At 70.8% G+C, this 18,544-nt stretch carries 16 protein-coding genes and 1 pseudogene; 7 read left to right on the forward strand and 10 right to left on the reverse strand.

Translation table 11 applies throughout. The annotated features are described in order from the left end of the window. Positions 1–3: 3 nt before the first annotated feature. The 4 genes from AC5DRG_RS04710 to AC5DRG_RS04725 all read left to right on the forward strand — a co-directional run bounded on the left by AC5DRG_RS04710 (position 4) and on the right by AC5DRG_RS04725 (position 4,366). A complete protein-coding gene (locus AC5DRG_RS04710) occupies positions 4–1,416 on the forward strand; it encodes an FAD-binding oxidoreductase (protein ID WP_491808268.1) in 1,413 nt (470 codons plus the stop codon). A 3-nt stretch (positions 1,417–1,419) separates the two neighbouring features. Further along, a complete protein-coding gene (locus AC5DRG_RS04715) occupies positions 1,420–2,376 on the forward strand; it encodes a fumarylacetoacetate hydrolase family protein (protein ID WP_491808270.1) in 957 nt (318 codons plus the stop codon). A 189-nt stretch (positions 2,377–2,565) separates the two neighbouring features. Beyond that, positions 2,566–3,558 (forward strand): LysR family transcriptional regulator, encoded by a 993-nt coding sequence (locus AC5DRG_RS04720; protein WP_491808272.1) that lies wholly within the window; start codon positions 2,566–2,568, stop codon positions 3,556–3,558. A gap of 37 nt (positions 3,559–3,595) precedes the next feature. Further along, on the forward strand, positions 3,596–4,366 hold the full coding sequence (locus AC5DRG_RS04725; protein ID WP_491808273.1) for an SDR family NAD(P)-dependent oxidoreductase: 771 nt from the start codon (positions 3,596–3,598) through the stop codon (positions 4,364–4,366). A gap of 10 nt (positions 4,367–4,376) precedes the next feature. Here the strand turns inward: AC5DRG_RS04725 and AC5DRG_RS04730 are convergent, their stop codons facing one another. From AC5DRG_RS04730 to AC5DRG_RS04755, 6 genes are all read right to left on the reverse strand, one after another. Beyond that, positions 4,377–5,654 (reverse strand): RNA polymerase sigma factor, encoded by a 1,278-nt coding sequence (locus tag AC5DRG_RS04730; RefSeq protein ID WP_491808274.1) that lies wholly within the window; start codon positions 5,652–5,654, stop codon positions 4,377–4,379. Next, positions 5,651–5,992, reverse strand: a complete 342-nt coding sequence (locus AC5DRG_RS04735; protein ID WP_491808275.1) for a YciI family protein — start codon at positions 5,990–5,992, stop codon at positions 5,651–5,653. The genes AC5DRG_RS04730 and AC5DRG_RS04735 overlap by 4 nt, the downstream gene beginning before the upstream one ends. A 24-nt stretch (positions 5,993–6,016) precedes the next feature. Continuing rightward, positions 6,017–6,739, reverse strand: coding sequence for a YciI family protein (locus AC5DRG_RS04740; protein ID WP_491808276.1), 723 nt, complete (start codon positions 6,737–6,739; stop codon positions 6,017–6,019). Positions 6,740–6,873: 134 nt separating this feature from the next. Beyond that, on the reverse strand, positions 6,874–8,415 hold the full coding sequence (locus AC5DRG_RS04745) for an MFS transporter (protein ID WP_491808277.1): 1,542 nt from the start codon (positions 8,413–8,415) through the stop codon (positions 6,874–6,876). Position 8,416: 1 nt separating this feature from the next. Then, positions 8,417–8,839 carry a VOC family protein gene (locus AC5DRG_RS04750; protein ID WP_491808278.1) on the reverse strand — a complete coding sequence of 141 codons (423 nt, stop codon included), beginning with the start codon at positions 8,837–8,839 and terminating at the stop codon, positions 8,417–8,419. Positions 8,840–8,845: 6 nt separating this feature from the next. Further along, positions 8,846–9,616, reverse strand: coding sequence for an SDR family NAD(P)-dependent oxidoreductase (locus tag AC5DRG_RS04755; protein ID WP_491808279.1), 771 nt, complete (start codon positions 9,614–9,616; stop codon positions 8,846–8,848). A 147-nt stretch (positions 9,617–9,763) separates the two neighbouring features. On the opposite strand from AC5DRG_RS04755, the gene AC5DRG_RS04760 reads away from it, so the two are divergent. The 3 genes and pseudogenes from AC5DRG_RS04760 to AC5DRG_RS04770 all read left to right on the forward strand — a co-directional run. Next, positions 9,764–10,588 carry a class I SAM-dependent methyltransferase gene (locus AC5DRG_RS04760; protein ID WP_491808280.1) on the forward strand — a complete coding sequence of 275 codons (825 nt, stop codon included), beginning with the start codon at positions 9,764–9,766 and terminating at the stop codon, positions 10,586–10,588. A 299-nt stretch (positions 10,589–10,887) separates the two neighbouring features. Continuing rightward, positions 10,888–12,033, forward strand: a complete 1,146-nt coding sequence (gene rho, locus AC5DRG_RS04765) for a transcription termination factor Rho (RefSeq protein WP_491808281.1) — start codon at positions 10,888–10,890, stop codon at positions 12,031–12,033. A gap of 192 nt (positions 12,034–12,225) precedes the next feature. Beyond that, a pseudogene (locus AC5DRG_RS04770) lies at positions 12,226–13,092 on the forward strand (D-alanyl-D-alanine carboxypeptidase family protein); the annotation flags it as partial. A 35-nt stretch (positions 13,093–13,127) separates the two neighbouring features. Here the strand turns inward: AC5DRG_RS04770 and AC5DRG_RS04775 are convergent. The 4 genes from AC5DRG_RS04775 to aspA form a co-directional block, all read right to left on the reverse strand. Then, the gene (locus AC5DRG_RS04775) at positions 13,128–14,489 is read right to left on the reverse strand and encodes a glycosyltransferase 87 family protein (RefSeq protein ID WP_491812970.1); all 1,362 of its coding nucleotides are present in this window, start codon (positions 14,487–14,489) and stop codon (positions 13,128–13,130) included. 11 nt (positions 14,490–14,500) lie between these two features. Then, positions 14,501–15,898, reverse strand: a complete 1,398-nt coding sequence (mptB, locus tag AC5DRG_RS04780) for a polyprenol phosphomannose-dependent alpha 1,6 mannosyltransferase MptB (RefSeq protein WP_491808282.1) — start codon at positions 15,896–15,898, stop codon at positions 14,501–14,503. A 196-nt stretch (positions 15,899–16,094) separates the two neighbouring features. Then, complete coding sequence (locus AC5DRG_RS04785) at positions 16,095–17,018, reverse strand: glutaminase (RefSeq protein ID WP_491808283.1); 924 nt, start codon at positions 17,016–17,018, stop codon at positions 16,095–16,097. A 45-nt stretch (positions 17,019–17,063) separates the two neighbouring features. Beyond that, entirely contained in the window at positions 17,064–18,473 is a 1,410-nt protein-coding gene (gene aspA, locus AC5DRG_RS04790; RefSeq protein WP_491808284.1) for an aspartate ammonia-lyase, read from the reverse strand. Positions 18,474–18,544 lie beyond the last annotated feature (71 nt).

Below are 18,544 nucleotides of genomic sequence, written 5' to 3' on the forward strand. Positions count from 1 at the left end.
CACGTGGCTGCTATCAATCGGGGGACGACCCCCGAATCCCCGCAGAACAACCTTTTCTCCGGCACCCTCCACTTCCCCGGCGACGAGGACTTCGAGGAGGCCTGCTTCGGCCGCGTCTTCAACGCCCGCCGCCCGTCGGACCGTACCCCTGCAGCCGTACTGAAGGCGGAGACCGAGCAGGACGTCGTCGAGGGCGTACGACTCGCCCTGGAGCGTGGCTGGCAGGTCGCCGTCCGCTCCGGCGGACACAGCTGGGCCGCCTGGTCGGTGCGGGAGGAGGCGCTGCTGATCGATCTCGGGGACTTCCGGGAGATGTCGTACGACGCGCGGACCGAGTTGGTGACGGCGACCCCCAGCGTCAAGGGTGGCGACGAACTCAACCCGTATCTCGGCGAGTTCGGCCGCTTCTTCAACGGCGGGCACTGTCCCTCCGTCGGTATCGGCGGCTTCCTCCTCCAGGGCGGGCAGGGCTGGAACGCGCGCGGCTGGGGCTGGGCGGCGGAGAACATCGTCGCCATCGACCTCGTCACCGCCGAGGGCGAGCTGGTGCGGGCGGACGACACGCACCACAGCGACCTGTTCTGGGCGGCGCGCGGAGCGGGCCCCGGCTTCTTCGGTGTCGTCACCCGCTTCCACCTGCGCACCCGCCCGCTGCCGAAGCATCTGGCGCACACCGTGCACGCGTACCCCCTGGCCCTCTTCGACGAGGTCATGACCTGGCTGCACGGCATGCACCACACGGTGTCGGACCTGGTGGAGATCGTCGCCCTGACGCAGACGCCGCCGCTGCCCGACTTCGACGGGCCGGTGCTGCTGGTCACGGGCGTGGCGCTGACCGACACCCCCGAGGAGGCGGCCGAGGCGCTGGCCCCGCTGCACGCCAACCCGTACGCGGACCGGGCGCTCTTCCGCGTCGAGGCCGAACCGACCACGTTCGCCGAGCAGTTGCGGGGCCAGCGGACCGCCAACCCGGAGGGCCACCGCTATCTCGTCGACAACGCCTGGCTGACCGGCACGGCGGCGGAGGTCGTCCCGGCGATCCGCAAGGCGTTCACCCAGCACCCCACCCGGCAGACCTTCACCATCTGGTTCTCCATGGCCCCGTTGCGCGAACTCCCCGACATGGCCTTCTCGTTGCAGTCGGAGATCTACTGCGCCACCTACGTCGTCCACGACGAACCCGAGCGCGACGCCGAGTTGCGCGCCTGGCTGGACGCGGCGATGGCGGACATGCAGCCGGTCACCGCTGGCCAGTACCTCGGGGACTCCGACTTCACCGTCCGGCAGCTGAAGTTCATGGGCGACGAGCAGTGGCGGCGGCTCCAGGAGATCCGCGCCGCCCGCGACCCCAAGGGCCTGTTCGCCGGATTTCTGAGCGCGGGCACCGTCACCAACACCAACCACTGGGAGCAGTGAGCCATGCGTTTCGCGACATACGAGTACGAGGGCGTGGAGCGCGCCGCGGCGATCAGGGACGGCGTCGTTCACCCACTGCCCGAAGGGGTCACCCTGCTGACCCTGATCGAGCAGGAGGTGCTGCACGCGGCAGGCGCCGAAGCCCTCACGCACAGCAGTGACCTGACGGTGGATCAGGTACGGCTGCTGCCACCGCTGAAGCCCCCGTCGATCCGGGACTTCGTCGGTTTCGAGGCGCACATCGAGGGCGTGTCGAAGTCGCTGGACGGGCTGGAGCACGTACCGGAGGAGTGGTACCGGGCGCCCAACTTCTACTTCACCAACCCGCACGCGGGTTACGGCGCGTACGACGACGTGCCGATCCCCGCGGGCTGCTCGGTCCTCGACTTCGAGCTGGAGGTGGGTGCGGTCATCGGGCGTGCGGGACGCGACCTCACGCCGGAGGAAGCTCGTGAGCACATCGTCGGCTACACGGTCTTCAACGACTGGTCGGCGCGCGACCTGCAGAAGCCCGAGAAGAACCTGGGCCTCGGCTTCTCCAAGGGCAAGGACTTCGCCAACACACTCGGCCCGTATCTGGTGACGGCCGACGAGGTCGAGGACCGCAGGGACGCCGACGGCTTCCTCGACCTGGAGATGACCGTCATCCTCAACGGCGAACTGATCGGCCGCGACACCCTCGCCAACATCTCCTGGACCTTCGAGGAGATGATCGCCTACGCGTCCCGCGACGCCTGGGTGCGCCCCGGCGACATCCTCGGCTCGGGCACCTGCGGCTGGGGCGCGCTCGCCGAGTTCTGGGGCCGGGTCGGGGAGCGCACCCCGCCGCCCCTCAAGCCCGGCGACGAGGTGCTGCTCACCGTGGAACGCCTCGGCAGCCTCTCCAACCGCATCGTCACCGGACGCGCGGACGCCTACCTTCCGCGGGCTCGGAAACGGGGCCGCACCCCACGCCCGTAGCATGTTCGACTGTGCCGGGCCTGTGCGCGAGCTGTCGGCGCACAGGCCCTTTGACCTGCTCGTATTCGCCAGTCGCATGGCTGTCATCACATCTTCCTGAGAGAACGCCCGCCCCTCTTCCTCGGCCGCCGTCCGCCAGCTAGCCTCCGTTCACCGATGCTTCAATGACGTGGCCGGAAGGGGACATCCGTGGGTCTCGGAGCGATCGATCTCAATCTTCTGGTGGCGTTGGAAGCGCTTCTTGAGGAAAAGAACGTCACGCACGCCGGAATCCGGCTCTCCACCAGCCAGTCCGCGATGAGCGGCTCGCTGGCCCGGCTGCGGCGGCACTTCAACGACGAGCTGCTGGTGCGCGTGGGCCGCGAGTATGAGCTGACCCCGCTCGCCGAGCGGCTGCTGCCGGTCGTCCAGGCCTCGCTGTACAAGGCCGAGGAGGCGATGTCGCTGACCCGGCACTTCGACCCCGAGCGCAGCCGGCAGCGCTTCTCGATCGTGATGTCGGACTACGTGATGACGGTGTTCGTGGAGCCGCTGCTGCGGGTCATCGCCGCCGAGGCGCCCGGCGTACGGATCGACTTCCACCCCCTGGTCCACGGCCAGCCGGAGAACGAGACGCATCTGCGCTGCCACGACCTGATGGTGGTGCCGCTCGGCTACCGGCTGCCGGGGATCAGCGAGGCCGTGATGCACGACCGGTTCGTGTGCATCGTCGACCCCGACAATCCGCGTCTGGTCGACGGGCGGCTCACCCTGCGCGACCTGGCCGAGCTGCCGCACGCCGCGTCCGCGTTCGGCAAGAGCGCGACGCCCGCGGACCGCCAGCTGGAGACCTTGGGCATCGTGCCGAAGGTGCAGGTCAGCGCGCCGGGCTTCAGCGTGCTGCCGTTCCTGGTGGGCGGCACGGACCTGGTGGCGCTGATACCCGAGCGGCTGGCCCGGCGCTACGAGGGCTTCGCGCGCTGTACGGCCGTACCGACGCCGTTCCCCGAGGTGCCGCTGGTGGAGGCCATGTACTGGCACCACAACCGGCACTCGGATCCGGCGCACCGCTGGCTGCGGGAGACGGTGCGGAAGGTCGGGGCCTCGCTCGACGAGCCGCTGGAGGCTACGGTCGAGGAGATCGCCTCCGTCGATGCCAGCCATGACGAAGGCGCGTTTCCGGAGCTGTCCGCGGCTTCCTAGCGTGGACGGGAGGAATCCCGCACCCCTTGGAGGAACCGTGAGCCGCACGCGCCTGGCCGGCCGTACCGTCGTCGTCACCGGAGCCGCGCAGGGCCAGGGAGCCGCGGAGGTGACGGCTGCCGCCCGCGAGGGTGCGACGGTGGTCGCGACCGACGTCCTGGACGAGGCCGGCGAGAAGCTGGCCGCGTCCCTGCGCGCCGACGGCCTGGACGTGCGCTTTCGTCATCTGGACGTGTCGTCGCCGGACGAGTGGGCGGCGCTGGCGGCCTCCCTCGACGTCGTGCACGGCCTGGTCAACAACGCCGGGATCCCCATGCGGGCCCGCCTCGGCGAGGTCGAACTCGCCGACTGGAACCGGGCGTTCGCCGTGAACACCACGGGCGCGATGCTCGGCATCCAGGCCCTCACCCCGCTGATGCCCGCCGGGTCGTCCATCGTGAACGTCGGCTCGGTCGCCGGCCTCACCGCCCATCACGCGGTCGCCTACACGACCAGCAAGTGGGCGCTGCGGGGCCTGTCGAAGGTGGCCGCGCTGGAGCTGGCCCCGCGCGGCATCCGCACGAACGTCATCCACCCCGGCTACATCGAGACCCCCCTCATGGCCACCGCCAACCCGGTATTCGTCGAGGCCCACCTCTCACTGACCCCACAGGGCCGCGCGGGCACGGTCGACGAGGTGGCACCGCTGGTCGTCTACCTCCTCTCCGACGAGGCGTCGTACGTCAACGGCGCGGAGATCACGGTGGACGGCGGCTTTGCGGCGCACGGCGGTGTGAAGGCGATCACTAACGCGCTCGACGCGCAGTGACGGAGCATCCCTAGGCCGATCGACACTCCGCGAGCCGCTTTTCGAGGAACCGCCGCTCCGCGTCGTTCTCGACCAGCTCCAGTGCCCGTTCGTACGCCTCGGCCGCCTCCGCCGTACGTCCGCTGCGGCGCAGCAGGTCGGCGCGGGTGGCGGGGAGCAGGTGGTAGCCGGCCAGTTCGCCGGCCCGCTCCAGGTCCGCGACCAGGGTCAGTCCCGCCTCCGGGCTCTGTGCCGCGCCGACGGCGACCGCGCGGTTGAGCCGGACCACGGCGGAGGGCACGAACCGCTCCAACTCGCCGTACAGGGCGGCGATGTCGGCCCAGTCGGTCTCCTCGGCGGTGGCCGCGGTGGTGTGGCAGGCCGAGATGGCGGCCTGGATCTGGTACGGCCCGGGGCGGCCCCGGCGCAGTGCGGTCTCCAGCAGGGTGGTGCCCTCGTCGATCTCGGCCCGGTCCCAGGCCGTGCGGTCCTGGTCCTCCAGCGTCACCAGCTCGCCCGCCGAATCCACCCGGGTCTCCCGGCGGGCGTCGTGCAGCAGCAGGAGCGCGAGCAGGCCGAGGGCTTCCGGCTCGTCGGGCATGAGCCGGGCCAGGACGCGGGCCAGCCGGATCGCCTCGGCGCACAGGTTCGTGCGGACCAGGTCGGTGCCGGTGGTGGCCGCGTAGCCCTCGTTGAAGAGGAGGTAGAGGACACCGAGCACGCCCGTCGTGCGTTCGGGCAGGAGATGCGCGGGCGGAACCCGGTACGGGATGCCGGCGTTGCGGATCTTCCGTTTGGCCCGCACGAGCCGCTGCGCCATGGTCGCCTCGGGGATAAGGAAGGCACGGGCGATCTCGGACGTGGTCAGCCCCGCGAGGGTGCGCAGGGTCAGCGCGACCCGGGCCTCGATGGGCAGTGCGGGGTGGCAGCAGGTGAAGATCAGCCGCAGCCGGTCGTCCGAGACGCCGCTGTCGGCGCCTTCGTAGTCGCGTTCGGGGTCGTACGGCCCCTCGTCCCGTGCCAGCAACGCCGCCTCCCGGAGTTTGGCCGCCCCCACCGCCTCCCGGCGCAGGACGTCCAGGGCGCGGTTGCGGGCGGTCGTGGTGAGCCAGGCGCCGGGACGGCGCGGCACTCCGTCGCGCCGCCACCGGTCGAGGGCCTGGGCGAAGGCGTCCTGCGCGCATTCCTCGGCGAGGTCCCAGTCGCCGGTCACCCGGATCAGGGTGGCGACAACCTGGCCCCACTCCTCGCGGAAGGCGGCGGCGACAGCCTCCTCCACAGTGGTTTCCTTCACAGTGGTTTCCGTCATTCCCAGACCGGCCGCACCTCGACCGAGCCGCCGCCGAGTGCGGCGGGGTGCCTGGAGGCGAGCGCGATGGCCTCGTCGAGGTCGGCGACCTCGATGATGTCGACGCCGGCGACGTACTCCTTGGACTCGACGAACGGTCCGTCGCTGAGCAGGACCTCGTCGCCCTGGACGCGCACGGTCGTGGCGTCGGAGGCCGGGCGCAGCCGCGCGCCGCCCTTCACGATGTCGCCGCCGCGCACCAGGTCGATGTACTCGGCGAAGCGGGGGCTCTCGGCGATCTCCTCGGGGCTGAGTTCCTCGCCGCCCACGGGGGTGCAGATGAACAGGACGTATTTCATGACGCCTCCTTACTCGCTGTCTGCTTACTCGCTGTCGGCGTCGAGGGGCGCCGACGCGTGCTCGTGCGCGATCAGCCAGCGGTCGCTGATCAGGCGGTAGCCGGTGGTCACATGCCGGGTCTCGTCGAACCCCGTCCCGTCGGTGCGGGTGCCGCGGATCCGGACGAGGGCGTGGGCGAACGCGACGCTCTCGTCCACGCGGAGCCGGAACTCCAGAGCCTCGCGGGCGACCGGCCCGGTCAGGGTCGCGTAGCCCGCCTCCTGGGCCTTGCGGAGGGCGTCGCGGCCGAGCGGCCGCGGTCCGCTCTCGGGGAGGAACACCTCGGTGTCGGGCGTGTAGCAGGCCAGGGCCCGCTCGACGTCCCGCGCGCGGGCCGCTTCGGTGAGTTCCGCGTCGAGGCGGCGGATCTCACCCTCCGGGTCCTCGTCCTCCCAGAAGGGGCGCACCTCCATGGCGCCGATGTCGGCGACGGGATGGCTCGCGGCCGCCTCGATCGCCTCCTCCAGACTGTCGCACTCCACGATGTCGAAGCCGGCGACGTACTCCTTCGTCTCCGCGAACGGTCCGTCGGTCCGCAGCACCTCGCCGCCGCGCACCCGTACGGTGACGGCGTCGGCGGGGTCCGCGAGGCGGTGGCCGTGCAGGCGGGTGCCGCTGTCGCCGAGCTTCTCGACCCAGGGTTCGACGGGTCGCATGCCGGAGGCGTCGGCGGTGTCGTCGCCGCAGACGAGCAGCATGTACTTCATGGTTCCTCCCGGTGGTCATGAGCTTCCTACACCCCACCGACGAACGGCATCCCGGCGAATCGACACACAGATGCCCCCGAGTACGAGAAAAGGCCGGGGCTGCCGGCCCCGGCCTTTTCTCCTCGCGGTACGCGTTACGCCGTAGCGGCCTGCACCGCCGTCTCGTCGGTCACGTCGGCGGTCGAGCGTGCGGTGTTCTTCCGCACCAGCAGCAGGGTGACCACCGCACCGACCAGGGAGGCGCAGCCGCAGATCACCACACCCACGGCCATGCCGTGGCCGAGCGCGGCCTGGGCGGCCGCCCGGGCGCTGTCGCTGCCCGCGTTGACGACGGCCAGAGGTCCGGCCGCCGCCTCCATTCCGGCGTCGGCGCCGCTGAGCTTGCCGACCAGCGCGGAGGACGCGACGCTCATCGCGATCGTGCTGATCACGGCTGGGCCGAGTCCCTGGCCGAACTCGCGGACCAGGCTCGTGGCGCCGCTGGCCATGCCGGTCATGTTGATCGGTACGGCGTTCACGGCCGCCGAGGTCAGCGAGGACACGACGCAGATGAAGCCGATGCCGAGCAGCATCACCGGGCCGATGAAGGCCGCGAGGGAGGTGGTGGTGATGGGCAGCGCGGCGATCCAGAACTGGCCGGCGGCCATCGGCAGCAGGCCGCCCATCAGCAGCCAGCGGGCGTCCACCCGGGTGAGCATCTTGCTCAGCACGGGCGCCAGAAGGAGCGGGATCAGCTGCAGGATCACGAACGGCATGCCGGCCCGCAGCGCGCTCAGGTGCATCACCGCGCCGAGCCGGATGGAGACGCAGTAGGCGGTGCCGATGAAGCCGAACATCCCGGCCAGGGCGACGACGGCCGCCGCCGCGAACGACGGGATCTTCAGCAGGTCCAGGTTGAACATCGGGGACGCGGCGCGCTTCTCCGCGACGATGAACCCGACGAGGGCCACGGCGGCCAGGGCCAGCGAGCCGACGATCGCCGGGCTGCTCCAGCCGCGCTCACCGCCCTCGATGATGCCCCACAGCAGCGCGGTCAGACCGACGGCGATGGTGATCTGGCCGGGCCAGTCCAGCGTGCGGCCCTCGGGAGCCTTGGAGTCGGTGACCAGCTTCCAGCAGGCGACGGCGACGACGAGACCGAGAACGACCGGCGGCACGAACGCCCAGCGGAAGTCGGCGACGGTGGCGAGGATCCCGGAGGACAGCGGTCCCACGGCCGAGGCGAGGGAGATGCTCAGGGCCCAGGTGGAGACCGCCTTGGCCCGGTCCTTCTGGTCGGGTGTGGCGGCCGCGATGACCGCGAGGGAGCTCGGGAAGAGGGCGGCGGCGCCGATACCGGCCAGAGCCTGGCCGACCCACATCATGGTGATGTTCTGCGAGGTGGCGTTGAGGAGCTCACCGAGCGCCAGGACGAGCCCGCCGAGCACCAACAGGCGCTTGCGGCCGAAGAGGTCGCCCACCACACCGAAATTCAGTTCAAGAATGGCGGTGGGGAGAATGAAGGCGGAGGTCACCCAGGCGACCTGGGAACCGGATGCCCCGAATGCGGCTTGAATTTCCCCGTTGATGGGCGAGGGAACGGTAATGCACAGCTGCGCGGCGGCAACTGCCAGACAGCAGGCTATGAGTGTGCCCGTGTCGAGTCTTTTCGCGACCTTCGTCATTCCGTACTCCATCTCAGCGGGAAACTGTGGTGCTGCGCTCTATGAGTTCGATGAGATTTCCCTCGGGGTCACCGACCCAGGCCATGCGCACGCCGGGCTCGGGGGACGGCCCGGGTTTCATGACCTCGCCCGCGCCGTGGGCTACCAAGGCCTCGTAGACGGGGTCGAGTTCGGGGGTGGTGACCGCGAAGTGCCCGTAGCCCTCGGTGAGGGCCGCGGTCAGCGGGTCGGGCGCGCGCAGGCCCGGGGCGGAGCCGGGCCGGGCGAGGAGCTCGATGCGCCAGCCGTGCGGATGCTCCAGGACGATGCCGCGCAGACCGGGCCCTTCGAGGTGGAACTCGAAGACGGTCCGCAGCCCGAACGCGTCGGTGTACCAGGCGGTTTGGGCGGCCAGCTCGCGTACGTTGACGCCCACGTGGTCCAGTCGTGTGGTCATGCCGCTTCAGCCCGCCATGGCGCTGTCGCCGCCGTCGACCATGAGGTTTGCGCCGTTGACGAACGCCGCCTCCTCGGAGCAGAGGAAGGCCGCGGCGCGCGCGATGTCCTCCGGCTCCCCCACCCGCCCGACCGGGATCCGCGCCTCCAGCTGGGCCCTGGGCCCGTCCGGGTCGTCCAGGAAGGGCGCGGTTGCCGAAGTGCGGGTCATACCGGGGGCGATGGTGTTGACCCGGATGTGGTGCGGGGCGCCGGCCGCGCACAGGTGCTTGCTCATCGCGAGGACCCCGCCCTTGGCGGCTCCGTGCGGCACCATCGGCATGAACGGCGCTCCGCGTACGGCGGCCACGGAGGCGACGTTGAGGACGGCGCCGCCGCCGCGGGCGATCAGGTGGGGCCAGGCGGCCTGCGTGCAGAAGTACGGGATGTCGAGCTCGTTCTTGATGGTGAAGTACCAGTCCTCGGCGGGCATGGTCTCGAACGGGCCGTTCCGCAGCGCGGAGGCGTTGTTGTAGAGGATGTCGATCCCGCCGAAGGCCGCGATACCGGCGTCGATCCACTCCCGGGCACCGGCTTCGGTGGAGAGATCGACGGGGGCCAGTGACCGCATGACACCGCCGGCCTTCTCGACGATTTCCACGGTTTCCGCGGCGCTGTCCTCGTCGATGTCACAGCCGAATACGTTCGCGCCTTCCGCAGCGAATACCTGGGCCGCCGCCCGCCCAATTCCGGCCCCCGTTCCACTGATGAAAGCGATTTTCCCGGCCAGTCGACCCATGATTGCCAAGTCCCTTGTCCCATGCCGCCCTGATGCGGTGCTCGCAGCGTAGGTACGGCCTTTGGCGAGAACAAGAAATGCGTCAGCGGAGGGCCATCGGGGGTTCGTATGGCTGGTATGAGGCGGGGAGGCTGCGATAGTGGCGCCATGACCGACGCGCACGAGCGGATGATGCGATCCAACCAGGCGAACTGGGACGCCCGGACCCCCGTCCACCTCGCCAGCCGGTTCTACGGTCTCGACGACGGCCCCGACCCCGCCCGCTGGTTCGCCGGCTTCGAGTGGGACGACCTCGGCGTCCTGGCCGGCCAGGACGTGCTCCACCTCCAGTGCCACCTCGGCACGGAGACGCTGGCCTTCGCGCAGCGGGGTGCGCGGGCCGTGGGACTCGACTTCTCCGAGGCGTCGGTGGCGGCCGCGCGTGACATCGCCGCAAAGGCGGGTGTCGACGTCGGCTATGTGCGGGCGAACGTGTACGACGCCGTCGAGGCCGTGGGCGGGCGGCAGTTCGACGTCGTGTACACCGGCAAGGGCGCGCTGTGCTATCTGCCCGATCTGGAGCGCTGGGCGGGCGTCGTCGCCCAACTCCTGCGCCCGGGCGGCCGGTTGTACATCGTCGAATTCCACCCGCTGCTCAACTCGCTGGGCCCCAAGCCCGCGCCGGACGAGGGGCCTGAGCTCCTGCTGCGCCACGACTACCTGGGCAGTGCCGGCGCCGTCCACCGCGACGCGACGTACACCTACACCGACGGGCCGGCCGTCGAGGGCGCGACCGACAGTTTCGAGTGGATGCACGGAATGGATGAGGTCGTCAACGCGTTGATCGGAGCGGGACTCACCATCCGGCGACTGCGCGAGAGCGACGAACTGCCCTGGCCACGCTGGCCGCGCATGGAGCGCTCACCGTCCGGCTGGTGGCGGCTGACCGAGCCGCGGATCCCGCTTCTCTACGGCCTGCTGGCAAGCCGCTGAGTCGTAGCTCACAGCCGCGGCCCCGCACGGGGTGGTACAGTGCGGCTAGCACTTGTGTACGCCCCCTTCCGGGCGCCGGTGCCAGTTCCTCTTCAGACAGCTGATCGGCCATCGTCGTTCCAGGACCGGCACATCAGCTTCCCTGCATCACCTCGCCATCGGCGTTGTTCTGCCGTACCCGAGGTGTTGTTCCCCGCCGCCCGTCGGCGCGCCGGCTCGCCGGCTCGCGCCCCTTCGCGGCTTCTCCCCCCTTCCTTCCGCATGCCACATGCCTCCGTCCTCGAAAGGACGCACACATCATGACCACCACACTCGAACACCCCCCAGTCAAGCAGCAGCCCCCCACCCAGGCAGCCACCGGCGTCCTCGACATCGACGGCAACGGGAAGGGGCACCTGCGTGCCGAGAGCCTCCTGCCCTCGCCGTCCGACCTCCAGGTCTCCCCCGCGCTGATCCGCCGTCACGGCCTGCGCAAGGGCGACCTCGTCGAAGGCGTCCGCGGGGCACAGCGCTCCCTCACCGAGGTCGCCCGCGTCAACGGGCGCACGCCAGACGCACTGCGCGGCCGCCGTCACTTCCGTGACCTCACCCCGCTCCACCCGCGCGAGCGGCTCCGTCTCGAACACCCGGCGTCCGGCCTGACCGGACGCGTCGCCGACCTGATCGCCCCCGTCGGCAAGGGCCAGCGCGGGCTGATCGTGGCCCCGCCCAAGACCGGCAAGACCGTGCTGCTCCAGCAGATCGCGGCCGCCGTCGCCGGCAACCACCCCGAGGCCCGCCTCATGGTGGTGCTGCTCGACGAGCGCCCCGAGGAGGTCACCGACATGCGGCGCTCCGTGCGCGGCGAGGTGTACGCCTCGACGTTCGACAAGACGCCCAAGCAGCACATCGCGCTCGCCGACCTCGTCATCGAGCGGGCCAAGCGGCTCGTCGAGGCGGGCGAGGACGTCGTGATCCTCCTCGACTCCCTGACCCGGCTGTGCCGGGCGCACAACAACGCGGCCGCCGCCGGTGGCCGCACCCTCAGCGGCGGTGTCGACGCGACCGCCCTGATCGGCCCCAAGCGCTTCTTCGGCGCGGCCCGCCTGGCCGAGGAGGGCGGCTCCCTCACCATCCTCGCCACGGCCTTGGTGGAGACCGGCTCCCGAGCCGACGGCTTCTTCTTCGAAGAGCTCAAGGGCACCGGCAACATGGAACTCCGCCTCAACCGCGACCTGGCCGCCCACCGAGTCTTCCCGGCCGTGGACATCACCCCGTCCGGCACCCGCCGCGAGGAACTCCTCCTGACCCCGGCCGAGTTGACGACGGTACAAGGCCTACGACGGGTCCTCCAGCCCAGGGACGCCCAGGCAGCCCTGGAAACGCTCCTGGACCGCCTGCGCACCACCCCGGACAACGAGACGTTCCTACGCAAGATCCAACCGACACTCCCCACGATAAACTGAGCAGGACTGCACCCACCCAGGGGCGCGGGGCTGTATCGATGTGCGGCTCCGCCGCGTGGGCGCGACCAGCCCCCACCGGACCCGCAGCCAAAAACGGCCCACCCAGCGGAGCGCTAGCGCATCCGGGTGCTCGCTCGCACCCACCGGCCCGGGCACCACGCCGTACGTAGGCTCCATTCCTACGTTGACGGTATGACCATCGGTTTCTCTTCCCGCGCCGCCAGCCTGACCTGCGCTCTCTGCACGGCCGGCACACTCGCGCTGACGCCCGCCGCGGCGGACCCCGGTACACCCGCCAGACCGGGGGTGACGGCACCGCAGCCGAGCCGGCTCTTCCAACCCGGCACCCAGGTCCGGCCGCGCCCAGACGCACCCGAGGTCCCGGACATCTCGGCCCTGTCATGGGTGGTGGCCGACGCCCGCACCGGCGAGGTGCTCGCCGCGCACGACGCGCACCGCAAGCTGCCACCGGCCAGCACCCTCAAGACCCTGTTCGCCCTCACCGTGCTCCCGGCCCTCCCCGGAGGGCTCCGGCACCGCGTCGGCGAGGACGAGCTGTCGGACGTCGGTGCGGGCAGCAGCCTGGTCGGCGTCGCCGAGGGCCGCACCTACCGCGTCGCCGACCTGTGGCGCGGGGTCTTCCTCAACTCCGGCAACGACGCCGTGCACGTTCTCGCCCGGCTCAGCGGGGGCTGGCGCAGCGCGGCGGCCAGGATGCAGGCCAAGGCGCGTTCCCTGGGCGCGATGGACACGCACGTACTGTCGCCCGACGGCTACGACACGCCCGGCCAGGTGTCGTCGGCGTACGACCTCGCGGTCTTCGGCCGGGCCGGGCTGCGCAACGCCGACTTCGCGCGGTACTGCTCCACCGCCGAGGCCGAATTCCCGGACGGTGGCGGGTGGTCGTACGAGATCCAGAACACCAACCGGCTGCTGACCGGCGAGGACGGCGTGGAGCCGTATCCCGGGCTCATCGGTGTCAAGAACGGCTACACCAGCAATGCCGGGAACACACTCGTCGCCGCCGCGCGCCGGGGCGGGCGCACCCTTGTCGTCACGGTGCTGAACCCCCAGGAGGGCGACGGTTTCGCCGTCTACGAGGAGGCGCGTTCGCTGCTCGACTGGGGGTTCGGGGCTGCCGGGCGGGTGGATCCGGTGGGCTCGCTGGACGCCTTGCGTGCCAGGCCAAGGCCCGGACCGGCCGCGCTGCCGGCCGTCCCGCCGGTCACGGCGGAGGACGGCCCCGGCTGGGCGGCGGTGGGTGCGATCGCGGGCGCCGCCGGGCTCGGCGCGGCTGCGGTGGCGCTGGCGCTGAGGCGCAGGGGCGGGCGGCCCGCGGCGGGTTGACCGACCGGCAGCCGCAGCAGCAGTCCGAGCGTGATCCACGTGTACGTGTTGCTGCCGAGGAACCCGTCGATACCGGACGAGTCGTGGAACCACAGCCACACCACGCTGGTGCACAGCACCGCGTACAGGGCGCCCGCGACGCGCGGGCGCCCCGCGCGGATCAACACGGCGAAGGACGGCAGCAGCCACACGAGATGGTGCACCCACGTGATCGGGCTGACGAGACACGCGGTCAGCCCCGTCAGGGCGAAGGCGCCGGCCCAGTCCCCGGCGCCGACGGCCCCACGGACCCGCCACGCCCAGAAGCCCAGGACCAGCAGGACCACCACGCCCCAGACGGCCCGGCTCGGCTCGTCCGGTGCGGCGAGCCGCGCCAGGACGCCTTGCAGGGACTGGTTGGAGACGTAGGACAGGCGGCCGATGCGGGTCGTGTCCCACAGTGCCTCGGTCCAGTAGAAGCGCGAGGCGTCCGGTGCCACCCACATCGCGACTCCGGTCGCCGCCGCGGCGACGGCCGTGGCGACCCCGGCGGCACGCCACCGCCGGCCGATCAGCAGCAGGCCGATGAAGAGCGCGGGCGTGAGCTTGATGGCGGCGGCCAGACCGATGCCGACCCCGGCCCAGCGGCCCCGCCCGGTGGTGAGCAGCCACGCGTCGGCGAGCACCAGGGCCAGCAGCAGCAGGTTGACCTGGCCGAAGCTGAAGGTGTCGCGGAGCGGTTCGAACAGGGCCAGGGCACAGACGCCGAGGGCACAGCCGTACCAGCCGTACCGGCGCCACTGCCGCCCGGTCAGGATCCGCAGGACCACCGCCAGGGCCGCCAGGTTGAGGAGCAGCGCGAGTGCGATCGCGGTGTGCAGTCCGACCAGCGCCATCGGCATCATGCCGACGGCGGCGAACGGCGGGTAGGTGAAGCCGTACGTCGTGCCGGGCACGTGGTAGTCGTAGATCCGTCCGCCGTCGTGGACCCAGCTGTTGACGGTCCCGTAGTAGACGCGCAGGTCGAACCAGTCGCGCAGCAGCGGCACGGTCGCGGTGAAGACGGTGACGGCGGCCGCGAGGGCCAGCACGAGAAACAGCCGTCCGCGGTCGGTGCGGGGCTGTGTGATTCTCGGCTTTCTCATGCCGTACGTCCAAGGGCCGGGGCCTGCGCGGCCTGGTGGGCCTGCCACAGGACGACGACCGCGAGTGCGCCGCCGGAGACGGCGAGGATCAGTTCTTCGGTGCCGGCGGGCATGCCGCTCGGCAGGGCGAGGAGCGCGACCACGCCCGTCACCGCCGCCAGCCGGTGCCGTACCGAGGTGCTGGGCGCCGCCGCGGCGATGAGGAACAGGGCCCACAGGGCGTACCAGGGCCGGATCGCCGGGCCGAGGACGACCACCACGGCCAGGCTGAGGCCGAGTGCGTAGACCGGGCTGAAGCGCGGTCGGCGCAGCCATATGGCGAGCACGGCGACGGCGGTGGCCACGAGGCCGAGCGTGTGCCAGGCCGGGATGGCGAGGGGTGCCAGGTCGCTGCCGAGCTTCGTGAGCACTGCTGCGGTCGCCCGGCCGAGGAGGCTGGTCAGCGCCCAGTTCTGCGGCGACACCGGTGTCCTCAGGGCGCTTATCCAGCCGTAGCCCGTTCCGGTCAGGGTGGTGGTGACGACGGTCGTGGCGCCGGCCGCGACCACTGTGGTGAGCACAGCCCGCACCGGGCTGCGTCCCCGGCGGATCTGGAGGGCCACGACCGCGGCGAGGCCCAGCACGGCGGGCGCCTTCACCAGCGCGGCGAGCGTGACGAGTACGGCGCCCAGCACCGGCCACCGGCCGAGCGCCGCGACCAGGCCCACGCCGAGCAGCCCCAGCATGATGGCGTCGTTGTGGGCGCCCGCAACCAGGTGCAGCAGCACCAGCGGGTTGAGCGCGCCCAGCCAGAGCGCGGCGGCCGGGTCGGCGCCGCTGTGCCGGGCGAGCCGGGGCAGCGCGGCCGCCATCAGCGCGACGCCGATCAGCGCGATCAGCCGCATGCCGAACAGGCCTGCCGGGATCTCGCCCCGGGTCAGCCCGGACAGTGCGGAGGCTGCCGCGAGGAACACCGGGCCGTACGGGGTCGTGGTGTTCTGCCACACCGGGGCGACCTCGTCGGCGAGCGGGCCGCCCAGCATGGCGGGGCCGTGGGTGTACACATCCATGTGCGCGTCGACCATGGCGCCCTGCGCGAGATAGCTGTACACGTCCCGGCTGAACAATGGCGGCGCGATGAGCAGCGGGGCCGCCCAGACGACGAGGACGAGCATCAGCGAGCGCGGGGTGGGCGGTTCGGAGCTGCGCACCATCCGGCCGAGCAGGGCCCAGGCGGCGATCAGCAGGACCACGCCGAAGTAGACGCCGACCAGGCCGAGCGCCGCGCGCCCCGACGAGGGCGCGATGAGTTCGCGTACTGGCAGGGCGCCTGCCGTCTCACCTCCCAGGGCGAGGAAGGCGGTACCGGCCAGGCCCAGTACCTGGCAGCGGCGGAGATCGACGGGGAAAGCCATGGCCAACACTCAGGAAGCGTGTCAATCGTGGGTGGCCGGAAAGCGTCGTCAGGTTCTCCGGGTGGGGTCCTACGTGTTACCGGTGGGTGATCGCAGGGGTTGTTCGACGGCTGCGAGCCGGTGGGGGCTGGTCGCGCAGTTCCCCGCGCCCCTTAGCGGTACTGCTGCCCCCTCCGTCAGCAAGTGACCTTCTCTCTCAGAACACTGATACGCCTGTCAGTGTTGTGAAGCGGTCCAGGGCCGCCACTCCCGTCACTGAGTTACCTCGTTCGTCCAAGCCCGGGCCCCATACGCACAGCGTGCAGCGGCCCGGTACCACCGCGATGATGCCGCCGCCCACTCCGCTCTTGCCGGGGAGGCCGACCCTGTAGGCGAATTCGCCTGCCGCGTCGTATGTGCCGCAGGTCAGCATGACCGCGTTGACCTGTTTGGCCTGGCTCATGGTGAGGAGGCGGGTGCCGTCGGCGCGGATGCCGTGGCGGGCCAGGAAGCCGGCGGCGAGGGCCAGGTCCGCGCAGGATGCCTCGATCGAGCACTGGCGGAAGTACTGGTCGAGGAGGGCCGGTACCGGGTTGTCGATGTTGCCGTAGGACTTCATGAAGTGGGCGAGGGCCGCGTTGCGATCGCCGTGCGCGGCTTCGGAGTCGGCGACGTCCTTGCGGAAGTCGAGGGTCGGGTTGCCGCTCTCCGCACGCAGGAAGGCCAGAAGTGCGCCGGCCGCGTCGCCGGTACGGGTCTGGAGGCGGTCGGTGACGACCAGCGCGCCCGCGTTGATGAACGGGTTGCGCGGGATGCCGCTCTCGTACTCCAGCTGCACCAGGGAGTTGAAGGGGTTGCCGGAGGGCTCGCGGCCCACGTGCTCCCACAGTTCGTCGCCCTCGCGGGCCAGGTCGAGCGCGAGGGTGAAGACCTTGGTGATGGACTGTGTCGAGAACGGCTGCCGCCAGTCCCCCACGCCGTACACCGTGCCGTCCAGTTCCGCGACGGCCATGCCGAAGCGGCGCGGGTCGCAGGCCGCGAGCGCCGGGATGTAGTCGGCGGGGCGGCCGCGGCCGGGGGTCCGCTCGATCTCCTCGGCGATGCGCTCCAGGACCGGGTGGAATGCCATGACGGAGGTCATGATCACTATTGTGCCTCCCGCCCGCTCCCGGAGCGCGTCGGTGGATCAGACGGTCCCGGCTCCGCTGCCCGCGAGGATCTCCGGCCGCAGCAGGGCGGCGAGCTTCTCGGCGGGCAACAGGCCCTTCTCCAGGACGAGTTCGGCGACTCCCCGGCCGGTGGCAAGGGCCTCCTTGGCGATGTCGGTGGCGGCTGTGTAGCCGATGTGCGGGTTGAGCGCCGTGACCAGGCCGATGGAGTTCTCCACGGTCGCGCGCAGCACCTCGGTGTTGGCGGTGATCCCGTCGACGCAGCGTTCGGCGAGCGTCAGACAGGCGGCGCGCAGGTGCGTGATGGACTCGGAGAGGGAGTGCAGGATGATCGGCTCGAAGGCGTTGAGCTGGAGCTGTCCGGCCTCGGCGGCCATGGTGATGGTGACGTCGTTGCCGATCACCTCGAAGGCGACCTGGTTGACGACCTCGGGGATCACCGGGTTCACCTTGCCGGGCATGATGCTGGAACCGGCCTGCACGGGCGGCAGGTTGATCTCGCCGAGGCCCGCGCGCGGCCCGGAGGAGAGCAGACGGAGATCGTTGCAGCTCTTGGAGAGCTTGACCGCGACCCGCTTGAGCACGCCCGACATCTGGACGAACGCCCCGCAGTCCTGGGTGGCTTCGACCAGGTTGGCGGCCGTGACCAGAGGCAGTCCGGTGATCTCGGCGAGGTGACGGCGGGCCGACTCGGCGTATCCGGCGGGGGCGTTGAGGCCTGTACCGATGGCCGTGGCACCCAGGTTGATCTCATGGATCAACTGGACGGCCTCGTCAAGGCGGTTGCGATCCTCGTCAATCATGACGGCATACGCGGAGAACTCTTGACCGAGCGTCATGGGCACCGCGTCCTGCAACTGTGTACGGCCCATCTTGAGCACGTCACGGAACTCGACCGCCTTGCGGGCGAAGGAGTCCTGCAGTACGGACATCGACTTGAGCAGTCCATGTACGGCGAAGACCGTCGCTATCTTGACCGCCGTGGGATACACGTCATTGGTTGACTGACCGAGGTTGACATCCTCGTTGGGGTGCAGGTGCCGATAGTCGCCCTTGGCGTGCCCCAACAGCTCCAACGCCCGGTTGGCGACCACCTCGTTGGCGTTCATGTTGGTCGAGGTGCCGGCACCGCCCTGGATCACGTCGACAACAAACTGTTCGTGCAGCTTGCCGTCCCGAATCTCCCGGCAGGCCTCGACAATCGCGGCCGCTTTCCTGGACTCCAGCAGCCCGAGCTCCTCGTTGGCGAGAGCGGCGGCCTCCTTGACGGCGGCCAGGGCGTCGATCAGATGCGGGTAGGCGGAGATCGGCGTTCCGGTGATGGGAAAGTTCTCGGTGGCACGCAGGGTGTGGACACCCCAGTAGGCGTCGGCGGGAACGTCCCGGTCTCCGAGCAGATCGTGTTCGCGGCGGGTGACGACGGTCATGAGGGTGCAGGGCCTCTTTCTGTTTTCTGAGGGTTGAGGGGAGAAGGGCGCCATCCTGGCTGGCGCTCAGG

This window comes from Streptomyces sp. JLBG701, from assembly GCF_058544905.1.

Coding starts and splice junctions, on each gene's coding strand:
- AC5DRG_RS04715 (WP_491808270.1), top strand. CDS start 1,420: ATGCGTTTCGCGACATACGAGTACGAGGGCGTGGAGCGCGCCGCGGCG.
- AC5DRG_RS04730 (WP_491808274.1), bottom strand. CDS start 5,654: ATGACGGAAACCACTGTGAAGGAAACCACTGTGGAGGAGGCTGTCGCC.
- AC5DRG_RS04735 (WP_491808275.1), bottom strand. CDS start 5,992: ATGAAATACGTCCTGTTCATCTGCACCCCCGTGGGCGGCGAGGAACTC.
- AC5DRG_RS04740 (WP_491808276.1), bottom strand. CDS start 6,739: ATGAAGTACATGCTGCTCGTCTGCGGCGACGACACCGCCGACGCCTCC.
- AC5DRG_RS04745 (WP_491808277.1), bottom strand. CDS start 8,415: ATGGAGTACGGAATGACGAAGGTCGCGAAAAGACTCGACACGGGCACA.
- AC5DRG_RS04750 (WP_491808278.1), bottom strand. CDS start 8,839: ATGACCACACGACTGGACCACGTGGGCGTCAACGTACGCGAGCTGGCC.
- AC5DRG_RS04755 (WP_491808279.1), bottom strand. CDS start 9,616: ATGGGTCGACTGGCCGGGAAAATCGCTTTCATCAGTGGAACGGGGGCC.
- AC5DRG_RS04760 (WP_491808280.1), top strand. CDS start 9,764: ATGACCGACGCGCACGAGCGGATGATGCGATCCAACCAGGCGAACTGG.
- rho (WP_491808281.1), top strand. CDS start 10,888: ATGACCACCACACTCGAACACCCCCCAGTCAAGCAGCAGCCCCCCACC.
- mptB (WP_491808282.1), bottom strand. CDS start 15,898: ATGGCTTTCCCCGTCGATCTCCGCCGCTGCCAGGTACTGGGCCTGGCC.
- AC5DRG_RS04785 (WP_491808283.1), bottom strand. CDS start 17,018: ATGACCTCCGTCATGGCATTCCACCCGGTCCTGGAGCGCATCGCCGAG.
- aspA (WP_491808284.1), bottom strand. CDS start 18,473: ATGACCGTCGTCACCCGCCGCGAACACGATCTGCTCGGAGACCGGGAC.